The sequence below is a fragment of the Bilophila sp. 4_1_30 genome, from assembly GCF_000224655.1.
In the GTDB taxonomy this organism is placed as follows: domain Bacteria; phylum Desulfobacterota; class Desulfovibrionia; order Desulfovibrionales; family Desulfovibrionaceae; genus Bilophila; species Bilophila wadsworthia.
In genome coordinates, this window is record NZ_JH114233.1 from 530,120 (window position 1) to 551,165 (window position 21,046).

Below are 21,046 nucleotides of genomic sequence, written 5' to 3' on the forward strand. Positions count from 1 at the left end.
TCTTCAAAACCTCACATCCCCCTGCACCTTCCGCACGACGACGAACTCGTCTCGCTGACAGCCGGTCGGACCGTAGTAGTTGAAGAAATAGGAAAGCTGCCCGTACCCGCCGATCATCTGGGTCGGCTTGACGAGAGGCCGGGTGAGGCTGTTGTGCGTGCCGCCGCGCGTGCCGGAAAGCGGCGAAAGCGGCACATTGACGGTACGTTCCTGCGCATGATGGATGTACGTCTTGCCATGCGGGATACGATGGCTCACCACCGCGCGGCCCATGAACACGCCGTTCGCGTTGAAACACTCCAGCCAGTCGTTGTCGGCAATGCCTGCGGAGGCCGCATCGTCGTTGTTCAGCCAGATCTCCCCACCGCCACGGGACAACTCGCGCATGATGTGGTTGTCCGAATAGGAGGAATGGATCGACCACTTGCTGTGCGGCGACAGGAAGTTGAGCACCAGATCCTTGTCCGTTCGCGGAATGCGCGGTCCGGAGATCTCGCCGATGGCCGCGAGGGACAGCGGCGGACGGTACACGGGCAGGGCTTCGCCAAGACCGCGCATCCATTCGTGATCCATGTAGAAGTGCTGGCGCCCCGTGAGCGTGTGGAACGGCACCAGCCGCTGCACGTTCAGCTCGAAAGGCGCGTAGGTCCGACCGTGGACTTCAATGCCGCTCCAGTTCGGGCTGGTGAAGCCCTTTGTGGGACGGGCCGTGATGCCCTCAAAGGTCAAATGCTGATCCTGTACCGGGCGGGAAAGATCGTTGAGCTTGAAACCGGTCTGCTTTTCCAGCCCGGCCCACGAGCGCACCCCCACATCGCCATTGCTTTCCGGGGATAGGGCCAGCATGATTTCACAGGCGTCCTTGGCATTGTCGATGCGGGGCATACCTTCGCTGACGCCCGGCTCGGAAACCACGCCGAGACGCGCCTTGAGCTGTTCGTATTCCGGCGCGCACGACCACGACACACCCTTCGCGCCCACGCCGCCGGGCTTGGCGACGTTGGGGCCGAGCGCGGAGTACATCTTGTAGATGTCGGGATAGGGCCGCTCCACGACCTTGAGATTAAACATCGTCTTACCGGGTACGGGTTCCGCGTCGCCCCTGCGCCAGTCTCGGACTTCGCCGAAGGGCTGGCCTATCTCGCCGGGGGTGTCGTGCAGGAGCGCCGTCGCCACCATGTCCTTGCGGACGCCGAGATGCTTGCCCGCCAGTTCGGAGAATTTCTGGGCAATTGCCTTGAACTGATCCCAGTTGGTCCGGGCTTCCCACGCGGGGTCGGTCGCCGGATTGAAGGGATGGATGAACGGATGCATGTCCGTCGAGGACAGGTCATGGTATTCATACCAGTGCGCCGCCGGGAGCACGATGTCGGAATAGACGCATGTCGTGCTCATCCGGATTTCGGACGTCACCATGAGGTCAAGCTTGCCGCCGCCCACGCCTTCCGGGGAATCCGGCTCGGGCGTCGTGCGGATGGTTTCAGGCTGGCGGGCTTCCTCTCCGAGGAAGGAACTTTCGGTGCCGAGCAGGTACTTGAGGAAGTATTCATGCCCCTTGACGTTGGAGCCAAGCGGATTGGCACGCCAAAAGACCATGACGCGGGGCACGTTGGCGGGATCGTCGGGCGCATCCACGGACAGTTCGAGATCGCCGGACTTGAGGCGTTCGAGGGTATGGGCCACGATCTCCTCATTGGAAGTCGCCCCGGCCTTGACCGCCTTTTCGCAGGTTTCGAGGGAATTTTCCTTGAACTGCGGGTAGAACGGCAGCCAGCCGAGCCGCGCGGCAAGGGCGTTGCAGTCCGCCGGGTGATCGGGGAGGCTCCCCTTGCGGTCGGGCGGCGTGAGCTTGTCCATACTGAGAAGCTCGTGACGCCACGAGTCGAGCGCGAAATAATAGAACGAGGTGCCGTTGTGCAGGCGCGGCGGCCCCATCCAGTCGCTGCCCACGGTCACGGTGGTCCAACCCGCCAGCGGGCGTACCTTCTCCTGGCCCACGTAGTGCGCCCAGCCCCCTCCTGATACGCCCTGACAGCCACAAAGCGTGGTCAGGGAAATCATGGCGCGGTAGGTCACGTCGTTGTTGTACCAGTGGTTGACGCCCGCCCCCATGATGATCATGGAACGCCCGCCCGTGCGTTCGGCGTTGTCCGCGAATTCCCGCGCCACGCGGATCATATCCTCGGCGGGGACGCCGGTGATCGCCTCCTGCCACGCGGGAGTGGCGTAGGCCCTGGCGTCTTCGTAACCGGACGCCACATCCCCGCCGTGCCCGCGATCGATGGCGAGGCTTGCCGCAAGGATGTCGAACACCGTGGTGACGAGGCGTTCCTGCTGTATGCCGTCCGCGCCGGTGACGGCCAGACGGCGCACCGGGACAGCCCCCTTGCGCAGGGACGGCTGGCCTTCGAAGAAGACCGGGAACGCGGCAAGCTTCCATTCCATCTCATCGCCAAGATCCGCATAACTGAGGACCGGATCGAGATCGGCGCGGTCATAGCAGTCGCGCATCTCAAGGTTCCAGGTCCCTTCTTCGCCGTAACGGGACCCGATGGAGCCGTTGGGCACGGCCGGGCCCTTGCGGGTACGGTCGTGGATCACGAATTTCCATTCCGGGTTGTTGCCGCCGAGCCCCAGATCCGAAGCGCGTACGCAGCGGCCCGGCGCAAGCACGGTTTCGCCGTCCCGTTCCTCTTCATCGAGGAACAGCAGGAACGGCAGGTCCGTGAAGCGCTTGGCGTAATCCTCAAAATACGGCACGCGACGATCAAGATAAAATTCTTTCAGGACGACATGGTCCATTGCCATGGCCAGTGCGCCGTCCGTACCCGCGCGTACGGGCAGCCAATGGTCGGCGAACTTGGTAAAGTCGGCGTAGTCCGGGGAAATCGCGGCAATTTTAGTGCCCCGATACCGGGCCTCGACATAGAAGTGGGCGTCCGGCGTGCGGGTCTGGGGCAGGTTGGAACCCCACGAGATGATGTAGCCCGCGTTGTACCAGTCCGCGCTCTCGGGCACGTCGGTCTGCTCGCCCCAAATCTGCGGAGAGGCCGGGGGCAGGTCGCAGTACCAGTCGTAGAAGCTGACCATACTCGCGCCGAGCATGGACAGGAACCGCGCCCCGGATGCGAAGCTGGTCATGGACATGGCGGGCAGCGGCGTGAAGCCGAAAATACGGTCCGGGCCATGTTTTTTGATGGTGGAAATGAGCGAGGCGGCGATGATCTCGGACGCCTCATCCCACGAGAAGCGGACAAAACCGCCCTTCCCCCGCGCCTGCTGGTAGGCCTTGCGCTTGGCGGGATCGGACTGGATGGCCTCCCAGGCGGCGACGGGATCGTTGTTGTTGGCCTGTTTCGCGGCTTTCCACATTTCGAGCAGCTTGCCGCGGATATACGGATACTTCACGCGCAACGGGCTGTAGACGTACCATGAGGCCGAGACGCCGCGGGGGCAGCCGCGAGGCTCGTAGTCGGGGAAATCGGGGTGAGGCGTGGGATAGTCGGTCTTTTGGGCCTCCCACACGATGATCCCGTCCTTGACGAACACATCGAAAGAACAGGACCCCGTGCAGTTGACCCCGTGGGTGGAACGCACCACCTTGTCGTGCTGCCAGCGCCGCCGATAGTAGTCTTCCCACGAACGGCCGCCCTGCCGCTCTTCATAAGGATGGTGGGCATTCTCGAAATTATGAGCCAGTTCTCTGGCCCGCTGGCCGAAGTACCTGAGCGTTCGAGAGTTGAGGAAACGCATGAAGCCTCCTTGGACAATCGTGTCTTTTCAGAAGATTGTAGAAGGAGGGCCTTCACTTGCAATGAGTATCATACAGCGGCCAGCGCCATAGAACCATGCAGCTGCGGCTCCGTGGGGCTCAGTCCCCCGCCTTGAAATAGGCTTTGGAGGTTATGCCGAGCTTGTGGAGCTTGGAGACAAGGGTACTGGCCGGAATCCCCAGTATCCTGGCGGCCCCGCGCGGACCGCTGACCCCGCCCCGCGTGTATTTGAAGACATGACGGATGTATGGAGTCGTTACTTCCTCTCATGGACGGCCTTGAGGCCACGCGCATCCGTTCTCTGGCACATGATGACGCAAAGAGAGTACCCATCATAGCCGTGTCGGCCGAGGCCTTCGAAGATGACGTGGAAAAACCACTGGAGGCGGGGATGAACGCCCATATTTCAAAACCGGTGGACATCCCCGCCCTGTTCACGGCCCTGCGGCAGTTAAGAGACAAGCGGGCCGGATACGAACGCCCTCTTGGCAGCGCCGATGCTAGGCTTTGTCCTCATACACGACATGCCTGAGGCGAAATCCTGCCAGCAAAGAGCCTCACGAAAATTCCTTGGCAATCGTATCGTTTCAGGTGGTTGCAGGCGGTGAACCTCAGCGCGGGCGCCAGTTTCTTCTCCTTCGATTCAACCGTGGAGCCTATACCGAACGGGGCCGACCGAGCGGGGACATCCGTACCGTGCTGGAATCCACGGACACCGTGTCGTTTCATGAAAAAGTCCCTCCCAGTCCAGCCGGGGGCCTCTTCGCGTTCGCCTTCGATACGCCGATTAAAACCTTTGCTTTTTTCAGCGAAGAAAGGCCCTAAAACGTGTAGTAGAGCATGGCGGAGGCTTTATAGGCATCCGCCGTTTTCAAATCCTCATGCCGGTAGGAGGGATTCCATGCCCCCATGTCCATCTGATTGAGGACATAACCGAACTGGATATGGGCGGAGAGGTTTTCAGAAAAGGTATACACGGAATCCAGATTGCATTCGATCATGGAGTCGTGTGTGGTCAAGTAACTCATGCGGTTGCCCGCGCCGTCGGTGGATGCCAGGTACTTGATCATCGCCGGACTGTTGGTACCGGCCCAGCGGGCGATGCGCAGCGTATGGGTAAGATCTTCGATGAAGCTCACGTCCTTGATTTGAATGCCCAAACCCCATGTCCCCGCATAATTCAACTGTAGATCGTACGTTGCGTTCAGACCGCTGACCAACATGCCGAACCCCGTAGGGTCGTCGCCCACGAAGGAGGTGAAGTTGCCGCAGGGCGAGATGGCGGGCATCCGCTCGGAACCGTTCCCGACATTGCCGTCATCGCCGGAACCATACCAGCCAAACACGCCGGGAATGCCCCACTCCGTTTCGTATTCCACCAGCGCCTTGGCCAGCCAGCCCTCGCGCCGGGTCTCGGCGAACCGGGTGGCATGATCGCGGAAGTCGGTGATTTCGTAACGGCCCACGCCTTGCGAATACCCGTAGTTGAAATCCGCCTCAATGCGCAACGGCTCGAATACCTTAACGACAACGGGCAGGCCTATAAAGAGCAGCCTGCCGTAATCGCGGTCTTGGAACCTCCTGCCCATATTCCCGTTGGCTTCGGCGCGCAGATAACTGTACGGCAGGAGATTCATATACAAAATGGTGTTTTTGAAGTCGTACTGCCGCTCATCGCCCTTGAAGGTATTCGCACCGCTCATGCCCAACATGCCCCACGGCGTAACTTGCCAGCCATTCCCGCTCACGGGCACGGAGAGCATGAACAGATCCAGATTATCCAGCCGGTTTACGTTGGAAACATCGGCGGGGCTGTAGTTATCGTTGAAGGGGCGCAACCAGGCACCGGAGATGCCGACATTGTCGGTGACGCGGTAACTGGCGACGATGCTGGCCACTTCGTTGTTGAGGATGGAGGAACCGCCCGCCGTATGGGGCGCGGGCACGGTCTGGAGGCCCACACGCATACTGAGGCTGGTATCGGGTACGGTCCAGTTCATAAAGGCATGACGCACTTTCACGAATTGCCCGTCAGTCCCGAGGGCGGCCCCACCTCCGCCAAAAGATTCGTTGTTGCCCCAAAGGTTGTCCCCCACTTCCAGACATAAAAGAGAGGACAGCGTCTCGGAGGCGATGGCCTCCATTTGCAGACGAAAACGCTGCAGCGTGGCGAACTTGTCGGCGGATGCCGCTTCAGTGCGTTGCCCGTTTCTCTCGGTGATGAACGCACTGCTGAGGAAGCCGGTCCCAAAAAGGATTTCCCCCTGAAACCGGAAGTCCACGGCGCCAGCCATTGTCGTCCCCCCGAAAAGGAGGCTGGCCGCCAGTATCCCCCCCACTACCCACTTCATATCGCCCCTCCAAAGTTACAAAAGGCTAAAAAATCCCACTCCTCAAAGAACACGGCGGCATATACACTGCTCGGCAGTGACCATGCGCGTACCGCACCATCCCGATACGCCCGCCACGAATACATGCGTCATGCCGATAAGAAGGAAAAATATCTTATACAGCCATATAAAACGAATATACGCACGTTATAGTGTGAATTTTCGTCGTTATATATGAATACCCCACACCTGTACAGGAAAAGCCCGTACCGATCTTCCAAGAGCGCGGTTCCATATTCTTCAAGATATATCCAATAATATTTTATAGATATCGGATATCCTCAAAAGTGAACGGAACACATCCGTAATGTTAAAGGGAACATGTACTGTAATGGATATGACATGCACAAACGCATTGGAATCGACCGTACCAATGCTGAAAATGCCATATGTTGAATCCCAACTGCCCATGGTATAATCATCTAATAGATCGGAAGCAGTTGAAACCCTTCCCATAGACCTTCAGTATAAGATTATTCCTGTCGTCTTCGAGAACGCACTAAAGTGGGCAACAAGGCACACGGCATGGGACAGAGCCCTTCCCTTTACCTTTTACACCTTGTTCATCCGCTACAACTTTTAGGGTGGCTGTGGCCCCGTCTCTCCCGCTGGCTTCTGCCGTAAGACCCTATTCCGGGGCTTGCCGTAACGGGAAACGCGAAAACAGGGGCAGTGCTTTTCCGGAAAAACGAGGACGCAAGGGGTTGCTGGCCGGAAAGCTATCTCGCATTTTTCTTATGAAAAGGAAAAAAGGTATGTGCCCCAAACCAGGTATTCAGCATTTTTTTGCCCGGAAACTCTTTTTATCATAGCATTGTGTGCCACATCGTACTAGAGGAAGCCAGCCAATACGACGGAGCCCTCCAAACCATCCGGACAGCCTCATCCTTCAGACGGAAACGGGAAAAAGCGAGCAGACCGCCATGCATTGGGGGAAGGATGCTCCGGCCAGCGTCCCGCACGGTCAGCCATGAGACCGTCAGCGCGAGTGCCAATATTCTATATTGCATATCCTATTGATTATCATGATGAAATATAATAGACGAGCTGTTTTTCACACTTACAGTATGCTCATACCATACACAACAATCAGGACGTGACGATGAAAGACAAAAAAGAACCTATTGTACTCGATCTCGACATTTTCATCCATCTGATGACCAGCGCCTACCGTGAAGGCTTCAAGGCCGGAGCGGGCAAGAACATTCAGAGACTTGAAAACGACTGTGCCTCCGCCGTGAGCCAATTCCACTTTGGCATGGTTGACATGCTCAAAGAACCCGAGTCGACCGTACAGCACTAAGCCTCTACTCGGTTTCCTTTCCATGAAAGAAACCGTCCAAATACAAACGCCGCCCTGTCCCGAAATCCGGGAAGGGCGGCGTTCTGTAAGGTTTTCAAGCCATTGTCCGTTCTTTATCGGTTCTCAGCTTTCTCCTCTGGCGGCTTTCTTAAAGCGATACATGAGGGCATCGGCCCGGCTCAGGGTATTGTGCAAACTGCCCTTATCGAGGTCGGGATCATACGAGGCGACCCCATAGGCGAAAGTGACGGGCTCCCCATTGACTTCGGCCTGTGCCCCCGCCATGTGGAACAGCTCCAGCTCCCGCAACAGGGTTTCCTCCTCCTCGCCCTCAAACAGCGTCACAAATTCATCTCCGCCGATACGGAATGAAAGCCCCCGGCTTACCGGCTCCTCGCGCATCAGCAGGTGGGCCATATGTCGGAGATAGGCATCCCCCGCCGCATGACCGTAGGTATCGTTGATCCTTTTCATGTAGTTCAGATCATACGCGACGATGGTAAACGGGCGGGGAAGCTTCTTTTCCAGATTCTTCAGTTCCAATTCAAAGGCGGTACGGTTGCCGATGCCGGTAAGCATGTCCGTGTAGGCGAGCTTCTTATAAAAAGGCGTGGCCAGACGACGCAGGCAGAGCATCGTAATAAAGGTGCAGCCTCCCACGATCACCAAGGCCAGCGCCCCGCTGTACAGCATGGCCCGAAGCTTGCTTTTGTAGATAACGTCGGCGTTGAACTCCATAACCACGGCCCCGATGGGCTCCGCCTCGCCAATGGTATAGGCGGGCATACAGGTCAGGAAAATCGCGCCCCATTCGGTATTCAGCACACCATCCGATTCGATGAGTTCGCCTGACAGACAACGGTTCAACATGGGGACGATGTCTTGTTCAATGAGGTCGCCCGGACTGCGGAAATCCGAAGAGTTCGGCGGCAGGCCGTCCACCAGATACATGGGCTGGCCCCGGTCATTGAACTTGGCGGTGTAGAGATACCGGACATTGGCGATCTGCCGGATGTTGTCCAGCATGGACTGCATGTCCTGATAGGTATCCCGCCGCATGTCCTTAAGCGTATTGATGTGGACGAAGCCCTCAAGATTCAAATGGGATTCGGCATAGGCATTCACCACGCGCGCACGTGCCCGAATATCCTCCTGCAAGGCGTGGCTCATCATCAGATACAGAATGGTGAAGACCGATACAGAAGCGATCAGGATAGCCAACGCGATCGTCAGGACGATTTTCTTTTCGGCGCTATACCAGTCTGTTTTTCCGAGCAAAGCCATCCTCCATCCCCTAAAAAGGCACTAATCAGTGCGGGAAGACTCGGTATCTGTTTTAACAATGGTGGAAATCACAGAGGTTGTCAATAAAACGCACTACACTTCAAATCATATGGGCGGAAATGGGATTCCACAGGCAAGACATAACGGGGGTAGGCTCTTTCGGGATATTCCGGTACAGTCCATGAAAAAGGAGTTTGGCATGGCTACCATTACCGCAACGTATCTTGGCGACCTTCGTGTCGAATCCGTTCACATCGCCAGCGGCGCGCGCCTCATCACCGACGCCCCCGTGGACAACAACGGCAAGGGCGAAGGCTTTTCCCCCACGGATCTCTGCGCCACGGCGCTGGCCAGCTGCGCCATGACCATCATCGGCATTTACGGCAAAATGCATGATGTAGACGTGACCGGAACCAGCATCGAAGTCACCAAAACCATGAGCGCGAACCCCCGGCGCATCGGCAAGCTTGAAGTCGTTTTCACCATGCCCGACCGCGAATATACCGACAAGCAGAAAACCATGATCGAACGCGCCGCCCATACCTGCCCGGTTCATCTGAGCCTGCACCCCGACGTCGAACAGGTGTTCACGTTCCACTGGAAGCGCTAGCCCTCATCTGCCGAAAAAATCGCTGATCTATTTAGAAGAAAAGAAAAATCGTTGTTTTCTGAAAAAAACGTTGTTTTAAAGCGCGTAAAAAACGTATTTCGCCAGAGTATCGGCTGATCGGCCTTGCATCCTCCGCTGGTTTCTCCTAAAGAATTCCCACTGGCAGGAAGCGGGGACTCGTCCCGGCTGGAAGCGCATCAAACAGCACCTTTTGAGGAGACGATATGAAACTGACCATCATCGGGGCCGGGCCTGGAGGCTATTCGGCGGCGTTTGCGGCGGCGAAGGCCGGGGTAGACGTGACGCTCGTGGAACGGGCGAAACTCGGGGGCACGTGCCTGCACACGGGCTGCATCCCTACCAAAACCCTGCGTTCGTCCGCCGACGTGCTGGAAATGAGCGGACGGCTGGCGGAATTCGGCATCACCGGAGAATGCGCGCTCAAGGCGGACATGCCCGCCATTGTGAACCGCAAGCGCAAGGTTACCGCCACGCTGCAGACCGGCCTTGAAAAAACGTGCGCCCAGCTCAAAGTCCGCGTCGTCTACGGCAAGGCCGAACTCGTGAGCGCGAAGCTGGTGTGCGTAACCACGGCGGAGGGCATGGAAGAGGTCGAAAGCGACAACGTGATCATCGCCACGGGGTCCTCGCCGCTGGAATTGCCCGCCCTGCCCGTCGATCACGCCCGCGTGCTGTCGAGCGAAGACGCGCTGGAGCTGCAAGCCGTTCCGACCAGCCTGATCATCGTGGGCGGCGGGGTCATCGGCTGCGAGCTGGCGTTCATCTACCGGGCGTTCGGCTCCAAGGTGACGGTCGTGGAAGGCCAAAACCGCGTGCTGCCCCTGCCCTCCGTGGACGAGGAAATCAGCCGCCTGTTGCAGCGCGAAATGAAAAAGAAGGGCATCGCCGTGGAACTGGCCCGCACGGTGACCGCCACAACGCCCACCGGGACAGGCGTCTCCGTGGAGATCGGCGCGTCTCCGTTCGTGGAGATGGCCAACCCGCCCGCCCCGCGCACACTTGAGGCCGACGCGGTGTGCGTCACCGTGGGCCGCGTGCCGCATACGGACGGCCTCGGGCTCGACGCCGCCGGGGTCAAGGTCGATGCCCGGGGCTGGATCGAAGCCGACGATTTTCTGGAAACCTCAGTGCCGGGCGTGTACGCCATCGGCGACGTCATCGGGCCGCGCCGCATCATGCTGGCGCACATGGCCGTCGCCGAAGCCCACACCGTCGTACACAACATCCTGCATCCCGAAGACAGGAAGGCGCAGCGCTACGATGTGGTACCCTCCGCCATCTTCACCGCCCCGGAAATCGGGGATGTGGGGCTCTCCGAAGCGCAAGCCAAGGAACAGGGATTCGCCGTGAAAACTTCGGTGTTCCAGTTCCGCGAGCTCGGCAAGGCGCAGGCCATGGGCGAACTCGCCGGGCTGTTCAAGCTCGTCGTTGAAGAAGGCAGCGGCAAGCTCCTCGGCGCGCACATCGCCGGAGCCCACGCTTCCGATCTGATCGCCGAAACCACCCTCGCCATCCAGCGTGGCTGCACAGCCCGCGATCTCTTCGAAACCATCCACGCCCACCCCACCCTTTCCGAAGGGATCTACGAGGCGGCCGGTTCGCTGGTATAGCCCTCCTCCGATCCTGCCGCCGGCACAGGCCTGAAGGCAGCCGTACCCTTTCTTCTCCGGGTGCGGCTGCCTTTTTGTGCGCCGCCCCTTCGGATAGCCTCGGCGGGACGGCCTTCCGCGCCGTACGGTGAGGGGGAGTATACAGGAACGGAAAGTGGGTATAATAGGTTCGCCCCGTACATGGGAACACCATGCCGCCGGAGGATTGCCCTTTGAAACGCGATCCCGCTGGCTGGTGCAAAAAGGGGATTTTCATGGAAGAGGCACTGTTCAAAGTTCTTTCGTTCATCACCTTCATCATGCTCGGCTACCTGCTCCGCCGTTTGTCCATCCTGAAGGCGGAGACGTTCCGCGTGCTTTCCGGCATCGTGTTTTACATCACTCTGCCGTGCATCATCATAACCAGCATCAACGGCGTGCCCGTGACTTCCGAAATGCTCTGGCTCGTCGCGCTGGGCGCGCTCTGCAACGTCCTCATGGTCGCCACCGGCTACGGGATGACCCACGGCAAGGCCCGGCAGGAACGGGCTTTTTCCATGCTCAATCTTTCGGGCTACAACATCGGCACGTTCGCCATGCCTTTCGTCGCCGGGTTCCTCCCTCCCACAGGGTTCCTGGCAACCTGCCTGTTCGACGCCGGGAACGCGATCATGTGCACGGGCGGGACCTACGCGCTCGCCAACAGCGTCACCGACGCCTCACAGCATCTGTCCATCAAGAGTTTCCTGCGCAACGTCTTTTCGTCCATCCCTTTCTGCATCTATCTGATCATGATCGTCATGGCGTTCCTGCACCTCGCCCTGCCGCATCCCGTGATCATCTTCACAAAGATCGCCGGGGACGCCAACGCGTTCCTCTGTATGCTCATGATCGGCGTGAACATCAATCTGCAAATGGACAGCAAGAGCTTCCGGTGCCTCATCAAACACATCACAGTCCGCTATGCGCTCTCAGCCGTGCTGGCGTTCCTTTTCTACCGCTATCTGCCCTTCTCGCTTGAAATCCGGCAGGCTATGGCCGTCATCGCCCTCGCCCCCTCCTCTTCGCTGGCCCTCATCTTCACCATGAAGCTCAAGGGCGACGTGATCATGGCGGGCAACATCTGTTCCCTGTCCATCCTCCTGAGCACCATCACCATGACCATCCTGCTCGTCTACCTCTAGCGCGCGGCGGGTTTTGGTTTGTGGGGTGTTGGATGTTTGGTGCATGAGGCAGGGTTGATGGGTTCGGCAATAAAATTTACATAATGAAAAGATTATGGGAATATTGTAGCTGTGCACAAAAAAAAGCGGCACCCGAAAACCGGAATGCCGCGTCTGTCCGCCGTGAACCCGCTAGTCTACGAGGCGGCACATATACGACCCGAGAGGCGCGCTCAGGGTATCGAGGATGCGCTCAAGCAAAATCCCCTCCCGGTTGGGGAGGCCCTGCCCAAAGGTGGCCCGGATGCCCAAGGTGACGAATTGCACGGCCCGGTCAAGCGCAATGGCGAGGCTGTCGCCCTGCAGGAGGCTCCCCGTCAGCACGCTGGCGAACACATCGCCCGTGCCCGGGTAATAGGCTGGAATATATGAACAGTCCACACGCCAGAAACGATCCTCATCCCGTTCGTAGGCGAGGACGGAAGTACATTCGGGCTTACGCGAGGCCTGTCCGTCCGCAAGCGGCACGCTCGTCGCCACAACCGTCTTGGGGCCATTTTCGGCGAGGCGGCGCAGCCAGCCCTTGAGCGTAGGCAGATCCGCTTCCGGGCTGTAAGGCTCGTCAAGGAGCAGGCAGACTTCGGTGAAGTTCGGAGTGATCAGGTCCGCGCAGGTGATGAGCCAGCGCATTTTCTCCACCATCTCCGGGGTCATGGTCGGGATCAGCCTGCCGTCATCCCCGAGCACGGGATCGACCACAGCCAGGCCGCCGGGCGCGAGGCAATTCCGGATGCACCGCGCCGCCGAATCCATCTGCGCCGTGGACGCCATGAAGCCGGAGTACACGCCGTCAAAGCGCAGCCCGAGGCGCTCCCAGTGATCAAGGATGCGGACCATGTCGTCCGTCAGGTCGAGCAGCGTAAAATCGTTATAGCCCACCGTCTGCGTGGACAGAATGGCTGTGGGCAGGGGCGTGGCCTGAATGCCCATGCTGGACAGGATCGGGATGGCCGCCGTCAGGGACGTCCGGGCGAACCCGGCGAGATCATGGATAGCCGCCACTCTGGGAATGGGATTGCGCATTGTTTTTTCCAACTTTCTCAAGATGACTTTTCGTGGTGGATGTTCCAACTGCGGATTCCCCAAGCGGTTTTTCCGGGACCGGAACAAACGCGGCGGATTGTTTCATACCGCGCACGGCAAATCAAGGTGAAACCGTTTTTCCGGAGACGCTTATCCCCCCTGAACGGGCGGACGCACTGCGGTTTTCCGTTCAGGATTTGTCCGTCTTGTGGACGTTTGCTGGAAAAAGGGCGGCAAGGGCAGCGGAACCCCAAAATAACGCGGCTTGATTGTTGACAGATGCGGCGTGAAGGAATAGGGCATATGTCAAAAATGATCGATGGGGCGCTCCATGCCGAGGCCCCGGAACGGTTCCCGGACAACAGAGGAAGGGATCATGCCCAGACCCAGAAAATGGAGACGCGTCTGCCGCCTGCCTCAGAATACGCTTTTCGGACCTCTTGCCGGGATTGACGACGGAACCATCGTCATGACGGTCGAGGAATATGAAACCATCCGGCTCATCGATCTGGAAGGCTTGAATCAGGAAGCGTGCGCCGAACGGATGCACGTCGCACGGACCACCGCGCAAGCCATGTACCGGAACGCGCGTCATAAAATTGCCGACTGCCTCGTCAACAGCCGACGGCTGATCATCGAAGGCGGTGATTATTTGGTATGCAACGCGCGTGAAATGACGTGCGGCTGCCCTCACTGCCGACGGCTCATCCAGCCCGCCGAAGGCGAAACCCCGACAACAACATGAACGAAATCATCTGCTCAATCACCTCCGCCATCGAGGAAGGCCGCTCATGGGGCCATACCGATAAAGAGATCGCCGATTACATCTATGCCAAGCATATCCGGCCTCTGGAGACGAAGCTCGCCGAAGCTCCGGAACCGAGGGCCGCGTTTCTGGAAGGCTTCATGCTGACGACCAAGAACCGGAACGGGGAAAATCCCTTTGCCGGGGATTATGCCGAGGCATGGAAAGCCATCGCCTCGCACGCGGGCGTGAGCCAACGGGCTTTCGAAGCCATCGAAGGCGGCCCGGACGAAAGCAAAGCCTGACCTCCGGGGCATGGCACCGAACGCGGGCGATTCCGCGAGAAAAGGACAAAACATGGACACTGGCTTCAAACATGTGTACGGCCCGGTTCCTTCCCGGCGACTGGGCCGTTCTCTCGGCGTGGATGCCCTGACCTTCAAAAGCTGTTCTTTCGACTGCGTGTATTGCCAGCTCGGACGGACTACGAACCATACCATCGAGCGCAAGGAATACATCCCCACCGCGGATATCCTTGACGAAGTGCGCCGCAAGCTCGAAAACGGGGACAAGCCCGAATACATCAGTTTCGCCGGATCCGGCGAACCCACGCTGCACTCCGGGCTCGGCGACATCATCCGGGGCATCAAGGCCATGACCGATGTTCCGGTGGTGGTGTTCACCAACGGCTCCCTGCTGTGGATGCCGGAAGTCCGCGCCGACCTCGCCGCCGCCGATGTGGTGATCCCCTCGTTGGACGGAGGCGACGCCGCGTTGCTCGACAAGGTGAACCGCCCCGCCGCGTCCCTTGATTTCGATCGCATCGTCGAAGGCCTGATCGCCTTCCGCGATGCCTTCAACGGGCAGATCTGGCTTGAAGTCATGCTGCTCGGCGGCATAAGCGACGATGACGCCTCCGTGGACGCCATCGCCCGCCTGGCGGAACGCATCCGGCCCGACAAGGTGCAGATCAACAGCGTATGCCGCCCTCCGGCGGAAACCTATGCCCTGCCCGTTCCCGCCGCCCGGCTTCTGGAAATCCAAAAGCATTTCGCTGGGGTGCCCGGCACGGTCGAGATCATCGCGGAACATCTCGATGACATGGCGCATACGGCTTTCCGCACGCAGATCAAGGAAGAGGACATCCTCGCGCTCATCGAACGCCGCCCCTGTACCGCCGCCGGAACCGCGGCGGGCCTGAACATCCACATCACCGAAGCCATCAAACATCTGGAGATGCTCGTCGCCGACGGCAAGGCCGTGACGCAGCCCAAGGATAGGCAGGTCTTTTATTCCGCCTGTGAGCTGCGGACGGAATAGCCGGAAGCCTCGGCAAGCAACACCTCCCGCCGGAGAAGCGGTTTCCGCCGATGCGGTCTTCATCCCTCACAACCGTCTGGAGAAATACATATGGCATCATGTTCGGAACAACAGGGGCAGACAACGATCCCCATGACCGCCGCCATGCAGCGCAAGGTCATGTCCGAAAACCTGAAAGACGTGCGGCACAAACTTTTCGTCATGAGCGGCAAGGGCGGCGTGGGCAAGAGCTCAGTGACCGTGAACCTCGCCGCCGCGCTGGCGGCGCAGGGCTTCAACGTCGGCATCCTCGACGTGGATTTGCATGGCCCGAGCATCCCGCACCTGCTCGGCTCCCACGGGTTCGTCAGGGTGGATAACGAAGACGGCAAGCTCGTGCCCGTTTCCTGCGGCGAACGCCTCTCGCTCATCTCCATCGAATCCTTCCTCGAAGACAAGGACGCCGCCATCATCTGGCGCGGCCCCAAAAAGGTTGGAGCCATTCAGCAGTTCGTCGCCGACGTGAAGTGGGGCGCGCTGGACTATCTGCTCATCGATTCCCCTCCCGGAACCGGTGACGAGCATATGACCATCCTTGACGCCATACCCGACGCCAAGTGCCTCGTCGTCACCACCCCGCAGGAGATTTCTCTGGCGGACGTCCGCAAAGCGCTTGATTTCCTCAAGGTCGTCAAAGCGGACGTGCTCGGCCTTGTGGAGAACATGAGCGGCCTCTTCTGTCCCCATTGCGGTGAGGAGATCGATCTCTTCAAGAAGGGTGGCGGCGAAGCCCTCGCCAAACAGGAAGGGTTGAACTTCCTCGGCGCGATCCCGCTCGATCCCGCAACGGTCATCGCCGCGGACAGGGGACATCCCATCGTATCCATGCCCGCCGACACCCCGGCGAAGGCCGCATTCCTCAAGCTCGCCGAAACCGTGCGGGAAGCGACGCAAGCCTAACTCAGCAGTAAAGTGGAATATTTTTCCTAAAATCTCTTCTGGGGGAAGGCTAAACGCTTCCCTCGCATCCTCCCCTCCCACAGCAGGGGAGGATGGTGCCTTCCTTCAAAAGCCCCTTCTCGCCGTTATAGAAAACTCCCCGTCGACATCCGATGGGGAGTTTTTCTGTGCAACAGGCAAAAAATATCATTAAAATGAAATCATTCCGCAGAGAAGCCGTTGAGTGGCGAAACAATGGCGATGGGGTGTGTCTCCTGCTATCCGCTGCAAGCCGCCGGCGGTTTGTAATTTTCCGAAACCAAACGCTTTCTCTCGTATTCCACTCCGCTTTTTCTCTTCACCGGAACAGACGGCAATGGAGCCCAAAAGTCGGGTGTTCGAGCGATCAATCCGATGTGTTTTTCAAAAAGATAAGTTTTTTCCGGCTGTTTGAGCGCACAGAACAACTTGATTCCTCTCGGGCATGGTCCTATCAAGGAGACATGGCATACTTCGTATCCACATACTTCAAAGGAGAAATTCTTATGTCGACTCCCACCCGTGACACCGCCGTTTCCGTAAGCGAAAGCACTTTTCTCCGTGACAACATGGTCTGCCATCTGGACACCGTGACCTACGTCTCAGCCGAACACGGCGAGAAGGAGACCGTGGTTGAAGTGTGCGAGCCCTACGTTGCGCCCGAACCCAAGGACTGTACCCAGTCCTCTCAGGAACGCGAACCCGAGTCGCAGGTCTTCATTTCCCCGGAATTCGGCAACGCTATCGAAGCGCTTGTCTAGCCCGCAAGCCACCACGTTTTCATTACACAGTAACAACTTATAATTACAAATAGTTATAACCTGTTACGGTGTAATCCTCCTTTTCGGCCTCCGTTCCCCGCTGACAGCGGCAAAACAGGGCCGCCCGGTTTATCCTCTCCGGGCGGACCTGTTTTGCGTCGGCACCTTGCCCGAGGCGGTTTTTCATTCTAATAAAGGGTTTCGCGCCCTCCAAACGGCATCCTGCTGCAAGGCGGAACGCATTGCGAGCCTTGCTTCCTCTCCACGTTCAGCCATTCCATCTCTCCAGCCGAAAATATCTTCTGAGTTCCCTATCTGGGCATTGCGCGACTGGCGAAAAAAGACTTTCCCTCGGCTATCCCTCTCCGGATGCCTCGTTTTTGTACTTCGCAATCTTCCGGGCGGCCGTGGGCTGGCTGATCCCCAGCGCCTTCGCAACTCCGGTCGTGGTCCCGCAGCCCTTATACGCTTCCAGAATCATGCGCCGTTCAAGCGTCTCCAACGCATCGGGCAGGCTCTTGCCTATCGGGCTTTCCGGATTCTCCTGATGCCGGAACATATGTTCCGGCAATTCGTCCGTCTTGATGACGCCCCCTGAAGAGACGATCACGAGCCGTTCGATAACGTTGCGCAGCTCACGGATATTCCCCGGCCACGAGTAGGCGGCGAGATGCCGTTTCACTTCCTCGGAAAAAACCTTTTCCGTCCCGTACTTGGCGTTCATCTCCTCCAGGATGCTCAGGCACAGCGGCACGATCTCCTCGCGCCGTTCCCGCAGGGGCGGAATCCATAGCGGCAGGACATTGAGCCGGAAAAACAGGTCACTGCGGAAACGCTTCTTCTCCACCAGAGCCTCCAGATCCTGGTTTGTCGCCGCCACCAGCCGGAAATCAATGGATACGGGCTTTATCCCGCCGAGCTTGACGATCTGCTTTTCCTGGATCACCTGCAACAGCTTGGACTGGAGCCGCAGCGGCAGTTCTCCGATCTCGTCGAGGAACAGCGTGCCCTTGTCCGCCAGTGCAATCCGCCCTTCTTTTCCCTTCTGGCTGGCTCCGGTGAACGCTCCGGCCTCATAGCCGAACAGCTCCGACTCCAACAGCGGGGCGGGGATGCCCGCACAATTGATTTCGACCAGCGGCCCGTTCGTGCGGTCGCTCAGATGGTGCACCAGACGGGCGACCACGTTCTTCCCGACCCCGGATTCTCCCGTGATGAGCACGGTCGTATTCACCTTGGCCAGCTTTTCGATGGTCGCGGCTATGGCCCTCATGGTCCCGCTGAAAGGCAGGCCTCCGGAGGTTTGGGGCGCATTCGGGGACACCAGCGCGCTGATTTTTTGGTATTCCTCATGCAATCGGCGTGAATAGCGCATGTCCACGCTGTAGCTCACCACAAACGAGACATCCCCGTCATCATCATAAATGGGAACGCCGGTAACGATATTGTATTGTCCCGAGCGCGTGGCCTCGGTCAGCGTGACCACCCGGCGGGTTTTGAGGACGAGGGCCGCCACGGATGGTGAAAACACTTTTTCCGCCTCCAGTTCATAGGTGGTCCTGCCGATGATCCGGTCGCGGCTGATCCCGTAATTGCGCTCAAAGCAGCTGCTCACCCAGCGCATGACGCCGTTGTGGTCAACGATGGCGACGTTGTCGTGGATGGCCTCAATGACGGAAAACAAATCTTCCGTACTCGGTAAAGCGGCATCGAACGGCGACATGGCGGGGCCTCCTGCGGATGTATTCAATACTGAATAGGCTATTCATGTTTGAATAACAAGAGCTCCGCAGGGGATTTTTTTCTTTTTTGTGTTATATTACCGCATGATAGAGAAATCGATATTCGTTCTTCCTCCCCTGTGGAACAGCACATTATTCATACTTGAATAGCCTTTCACTGCTGCCCTAAGAACAATCTATTTTTATTTCAACATATTACACTATGGCATGTACCTTGCTTATTAAAAAATAAAACCACCTTCCGACAAGGAGCATGACATGGGCGTTCCCGTCAATTCACTGGCTTCCCCCCGTTTCTGCGGGGTCCGCACCTTTCAGCGCCTGCCGTATTCCGCCAATTGTTCCGGCAACGATTTCGCCGTGCTCGGCGTGCCTTTCGACACGGCGACCTCATATCGGCCAGGATGCCGGTTCGGTCCGGCTGCCATCCGGGACGCCTCCAGCATCCTGAAGTCCTACCACAGCGTTCTTGACGTGGATATTTTCGAGCACTGCCAAGGCGTCGATGCGGGCGATGTGGATATCATCCCCGGCTATCTCGACGAGTCCTTCGAGCGCATCGAAGCCGCCGTCGCGGGCGTGCTCGACGCCGGGGCCGTCCCGGTGATCATGGGCGGCGACCATTCCATCACCCTGCCCGAACTGCGCGCCGTGGCAAAGCGCTGCGGTCCCGTGGCCCTGCTCCACTTCGACGCCCATTCCGACACCGGCGACGACTTTTTCGGCAAACCCTACAACCACGGCACAACCTTCCACTGGGCCATCGAGGAAGGGCTGATCCTCCCCGAACAAAGCACACAGGCGGGCATCCGAGGCCCGCTCTATTCCCGGTCCAGCCTCGACTACGCCAAGGGCAAGGGGATGCGCGTCATCAGCGGGTGGGAACTGCACGACATCGGTGTGGATGAGACGATCCGCATCATGCGCGAGCGGATCCGCCCCGGAACCCCGGTTTTCGTCACCTTCGATATCGATTTCCTCGACGCCGCCTATGCGCCGGGGACCGGGACGCCGGAAATCGGCGGCTTCACCACCCATGAGGCCCTCAAGCTCATCCTCGGCGTGTGCCCCGGACAGCGCCTTGTCGGAATGGATCTGGTGGAAGTCCTTCCGGATACCGACTCCGCTGGCATCACCTCGTTCGCCGCGGCGGGGATCATGCACGCGTTTCTGGCCTGCCTCGCCGCCAACAAGAAGCATAACCCCTCATAAGGAGTCCACTATGCGCCTGAACAAGTTCCTCTCCGGCCTTGCCGCCGTTTTGTTGGCCTTCTCCCTGTGCAACGCCGCTTCCGCCGCCCCGCTCACCAAGATCCGCACGGCGTGGATGGATTCCTATGAAACGTTCGCCATGTGGTACGCCAAGGAAAAAGGATGGGACAAAGAGGCCGGTCTGGATATCGACATCCTGTTCTTCGATTCGGGCATGGCCATCCTCAATGCCCTACCCGCCGGTGAATGGCAGTATTCCTGCCTCGGCGGGGTTCCGGCCATGATGGGGAACCTGCGCTACGGCACCAGCGTCATCGGCGTCGGCACCGACGAGTCCGCCTGCGTCGCCGTGCTCGCCCGGCCCGACAATCCCGTCTTCAAGACTCAGGGCCTCAACCCCAAGCATCCCGACGTATTCGGGAGCCCAGAGGACGTGCGGGGCAAGACCATCTTCTGCACCACGGTTTCCTCCGCCCACTTCGCGCTCACAGCGTGGCTTGATGCCGTCGGCGTAAAGCCCACTGAAGTGACCATCAAGAACATGGATCAGCCACAAGCCCTCGCCGCCTTTGAAAACGGCATCGGCGACTTCGTGGCCCTGTGGGCGCCGCATATGTACGCCGGAACCGACAAGGGCTGGAAGATCGCTGGAAGCGCCGCCCTGTGCGGCAAGGGTACCCCGCTCGTCCTCGTGGCCGACACCAAGTACGCCGACGCCCACCCTGAAAACACCGCAAAGTTCCTCTCCGTCTACCTGCGCGGCGTCGAACACCTGCGGACGGCCAGCATCGACGACCTGATCCCCGAATACCAGCGTTTCTTCTTCGACTGGGCCGGAAAGACCTACTCCAAGGAACTCGCCCGGCTGGATCTGGAATCCCATCCCGCATGGGACATCAAGGGACAGCTCACCCTCTTCGATACCTCCAAGGGCATGAGCACAGTCCAGCAGTGGCAAGCCGACACAGCCCAGTTCTTCGCCTCCATCGGCAGCATCACCCCGGATGAACTCAAGAAGGTCGAAAACGCCTCCTACGTCACCGACAAGTTCCTCAAGCTCGTCAAGTAACCGTTCCCTGCCGGAAAATGCCCC

Annotated in this window: 17 protein-coding genes; 12 read left to right on the forward strand and 5 right to left on the reverse strand. The window is 58.9% G+C overall.

What is annotated here, in order from left to right; genetic code table 11:
- Window positions 1-3: 3 nt before the first annotated feature.
- A complete protein-coding gene (locus tag HMPREF0178_RS14220) occupies window positions 4-3,753 on the reverse strand; it encodes a nitrate reductase subunit alpha (protein WP_009368734.1) in 3,750 nt (1,249 codons plus the stop codon).
- 288 nt (window positions 3,754-4,041) lie between these two features.
- On the opposite strand from HMPREF0178_RS14220, the gene HMPREF0178_RS14225 reads away from it, so the two are divergent.
- Window positions 4,042-4,305, forward strand: coding sequence for a response regulator (locus HMPREF0178_RS14225; RefSeq protein ID WP_232281303.1), 264 nt, complete (start codon window positions 4,042-4,044; stop codon window positions 4,303-4,305).
- Between the two features lie 289 nt (window positions 4,306-4,594).
- Here the strand turns inward: HMPREF0178_RS14225 and HMPREF0178_RS14235 are convergent, their stop codons facing one another.
- Window positions 4,595-6,124: an outer membrane homotrimeric porin gene (locus HMPREF0178_RS14235; protein WP_009368735.1), complete on the reverse strand. Its 1,530-nt coding sequence runs from the start codon at window positions 6,122-6,124 to the stop codon at window positions 4,595-4,597.
- Window positions 6,125-7,265: 1,141 nt separating this feature from the next.
- Between HMPREF0178_RS14235 and HMPREF0178_RS14240 the strand changes: the two genes are divergently transcribed.
- Window positions 7,266-7,466, forward strand: coding sequence for a hypothetical protein (locus HMPREF0178_RS14240; protein ID WP_009368736.1), 201 nt, complete (start codon window positions 7,266-7,268; stop codon window positions 7,464-7,466).
- 123 nt (window positions 7,467-7,589) lie between these two features.
- Here HMPREF0178_RS14240 and HMPREF0178_RS14245 read toward each other — a convergent pair whose 3' ends face one another.
- Complete coding sequence (locus HMPREF0178_RS14245) at window positions 7,590-8,750, reverse strand: GGDEF domain-containing protein (RefSeq protein WP_009368737.1); 1,161 nt, start codon at window positions 8,748-8,750, stop codon at window positions 7,590-7,592.
- A 199-nt stretch (window positions 8,751-8,949) separates the two neighbouring features.
- Between HMPREF0178_RS14245 and HMPREF0178_RS14250 the strand changes: the two genes are divergently transcribed.
- From HMPREF0178_RS14250 to HMPREF0178_RS14260, 3 genes are all read left to right on the forward strand, one after another.
- Entirely contained in the window at window positions 8,950-9,360 is a 411-nt protein-coding gene (locus HMPREF0178_RS14250) for an OsmC family protein (RefSeq protein ID WP_009368738.1), read from the forward strand.
- 224 nt (window positions 9,361-9,584) lie between these two features.
- Window positions 9,585-10,991, forward strand: a complete 1,407-nt coding sequence (lpdA, locus tag HMPREF0178_RS14255; protein WP_009368739.1) for a dihydrolipoyl dehydrogenase — start codon at window positions 9,585-9,587, stop codon at window positions 10,989-10,991.
- A gap of 254 nt (window positions 10,992-11,245) precedes the next feature.
- Complete coding sequence (locus HMPREF0178_RS14260; RefSeq protein ID WP_039959205.1) at window positions 11,246-12,154, forward strand: AEC family transporter; 909 nt, start codon at window positions 11,246-11,248, stop codon at window positions 12,152-12,154.
- Between the two features lie 171 nt (window positions 12,155-12,325).
- On the opposite strand, the gene HMPREF0178_RS14265 is transcribed toward HMPREF0178_RS14260, so the two are convergent.
- Window positions 12,326-13,216, reverse strand: a complete 891-nt coding sequence (locus HMPREF0178_RS14265; protein WP_009368741.1) for a pyridoxamine kinase — start codon at window positions 13,214-13,216, stop codon at window positions 12,326-12,328.
- 376 nt (window positions 13,217-13,592) lie between these two features.
- Between HMPREF0178_RS14265 and HMPREF0178_RS14270 the strand changes: the two genes are divergently transcribed.
- The 5 genes from HMPREF0178_RS14270 (at window position 13,593) to HMPREF0178_RS14290 (ending at window position 16,999) form a co-directional block, all read left to right on the forward strand.
- The gene (locus HMPREF0178_RS14270; protein ID WP_009368742.1) at window positions 13,593-13,961 is read left to right on the forward strand and encodes a DUF134 domain-containing protein; all 369 of its coding nucleotides are present in this window, start codon (window positions 13,593-13,595) and stop codon (window positions 13,959-13,961) included.
- A complete protein-coding gene (locus HMPREF0178_RS14275; RefSeq protein WP_009368743.1) occupies window positions 13,958-14,266 on the forward strand; it encodes a hypothetical protein in 309 nt (102 codons plus the stop codon). Before HMPREF0178_RS14270 ends, HMPREF0178_RS14275 begins: the two co-directional genes overlap by 4 nt.
- A gap of 52 nt (window positions 14,267-14,318) precedes the next feature.
- Window positions 14,319-15,281: a radical SAM protein gene (locus HMPREF0178_RS14280; protein ID WP_009368744.1), complete on the forward strand. Its 963-nt coding sequence runs from the start codon at window positions 14,319-14,321 to the stop codon at window positions 15,279-15,281.
- Window positions 15,282-15,371: 90 nt separating this feature from the next.
- On the forward strand, window positions 15,372-16,220 hold the full coding sequence (locus HMPREF0178_RS14285; protein WP_009368745.1) for an Mrp/NBP35 family ATP-binding protein: 849 nt from the start codon (window positions 15,372-15,374) through the stop codon (window positions 16,218-16,220).
- Between the two features lie 524 nt (window positions 16,221-16,744).
- A complete protein-coding gene (locus HMPREF0178_RS14290; protein WP_005024296.1) occupies window positions 16,745-16,999 on the forward strand; it encodes a hypothetical protein in 255 nt (84 codons plus the stop codon).
- A 355-nt stretch (window positions 17,000-17,354) separates the two neighbouring features.
- Here the strand turns inward: HMPREF0178_RS14290 and HMPREF0178_RS14295 are convergent, their stop codons facing one another.
- Window positions 17,355-18,722, reverse strand: a complete 1,368-nt coding sequence (locus HMPREF0178_RS14295) for a sigma-54-dependent Fis family transcriptional regulator (RefSeq protein WP_009368746.1) — start codon at window positions 18,720-18,722, stop codon at window positions 17,355-17,357.
- Between the two features lie 277 nt (window positions 18,723-18,999).
- Here HMPREF0178_RS14295 and speB point away from each other — a divergent pair, with 277 nt between their 5' ends.
- On the forward strand, window positions 19,000-19,953 hold the full coding sequence (gene speB / locus HMPREF0178_RS14300) for an agmatinase (protein WP_009368747.1): 954 nt from the start codon (window positions 19,000-19,002) through the stop codon (window positions 19,951-19,953).
- A 10-nt stretch (window positions 19,954-19,963) separates the two neighbouring features.
- Window positions 19,964-21,022, forward strand: a complete 1,059-nt coding sequence (locus HMPREF0178_RS14305) for an ABC transporter substrate-binding protein (protein ID WP_009368748.1) — start codon at window positions 19,964-19,966, stop codon at window positions 21,020-21,022.
- The last annotated feature ends 24 nt before the right edge of the window (window positions 21,023-21,046 follow it).